Raw genomic sequence first — 1,327 nt, forward strand, 5'->3', positions numbered from 1 at the left:
TTCTTAAATCGAATAAGACATTCAAGAAAGATGTTTTAGATTTTATCAAGAAATGAATTATCTCAGGAAGGAGGTCCTTCTCCTGATTACATTACATGATGCTGGTAATAATAAAAAATAATGTGCAATTTACCTCAAATGTGAAACCAAATCTGATCAGCCCTAATACCATATCAGAATCATCGAATTAGTTTACCCTTGCAAATAAAAGTTGATTTGGAATATCAGCGTACTAATACTTTTATGTGGTGCAGTTTACACTTATCTAATGTTATCTGGAAGTATAACCCAAAATAACTCTATCTCAAATCATTATAGCCTTCAAGTCATTGTAAAGATTCTGAATTCTGAGAATGCTATCAATCAAGCACCCTCTACTAACAAGAATCACGATATTCCGTTCAGTACTAGAATTAGCAAGCGAATACGTTTCGTTATATGCAACTCATGTTATTGGTGTGCGTCATCATTCTTAGATTCAAGTATTAAGTGTCCAATATGCGAGAGTGACAGGAATGTGGAAGTTATACCGATTTCTAAGAATGAATCATTTAAAATCAGTCATGATCCGAAGGCAGGAATTATACTTGCGTTCTCATGACTATCTCATCTTGACACTAATATTTTTGACACGAGGACCTTTCGTTCATAGTAATTTGGGGATAATTGATAATAATGACGGGTCTATTTGTAATATCTAGTTAGTTCTTACTTCCGATAGAGTAAAAAACAAATCTGGGGTTTAATTCCCACATTTATGGATCTTGAAAATGAAGCCGCTAAGAAAATAGGAGAAAATATTATTCGTGGCGAAATTTCAGCTGTAATGAAAAACCCATTAAAGATTAAACAGAATGGCTGCGCAGCGTGCCATGTTCTTTTCCCAATTATGAATAAAATGCGGGTGAGCGAACAAATGCCGCTGACTTGCTTTCTGAAGATTTGCTAGAGAATAGTATTCTAAATGACGACTTTGTTGATATGGTTGAGGAAATACACATACGATCTAGGTTCATGGGTAATACATTTCTGATAAAAAATAGGGAATCAAAAGATCGATACATTGAATCCAATTTCAAAAATGTGTTAGATGAGATATTATCAGATACATCCAGTCTTAGCAGTGAAATTGTACTAAGAAAACTTATTTTGTCTTATGCAGCCTTATCTATAGCACAGAGTTTGAGGATTGATTTACATGCAGCGACAGAAGAGCTGTATTATTACATGAGAAAAAAGGATGAAGAAACACATCTAGAATTATTGGATTCAATCCGCCATATTCTTAGCAAGGGACACAAATTAGATAACTGACCTAGACTTCATT

The 1,327-nt window shown here is 34.0% G+C and carries 3 protein-coding genes; all 3 read left to right on the forward strand.

Annotation, left to right across the window (positions count from 1 at the left end; translation table 11 throughout):
• Positions 1-268 precede the first annotated feature (268 nt).
• A complete protein-coding gene (locus tag DYY65_RS12490) occupies positions 269-601 on the forward strand; it encodes a hypothetical protein (RefSeq protein ID WP_162477452.1) in 333 nt (110 codons plus the stop codon).
• Between the two features lie 156 nt (positions 602-757).
• Positions 758-949, forward strand: a complete 192-nt coding sequence (locus DYY65_RS08025; protein ID WP_162477453.1) for a hypothetical protein — start codon at positions 758-760, stop codon at positions 947-949.
• On the forward strand, positions 943-1,314 hold the full coding sequence (locus tag DYY65_RS08030) for a hypothetical protein (RefSeq protein WP_162477454.1): 372 nt from the start codon (positions 943-945) through the stop codon (positions 1,312-1,314). The genes DYY65_RS08025 and DYY65_RS08030 overlap by 7 nt, the downstream gene beginning before the upstream one ends.
• Positions 1,315-1,327 lie beyond the last annotated feature (13 nt).

Source organism: Nitrososphaera sp. AFS (assembly GCF_009898475.1).
Lineage (GTDB): Archaea > Thermoproteota > Nitrososphaeria > Nitrososphaerales > Nitrososphaeraceae > Nitrosopolaris.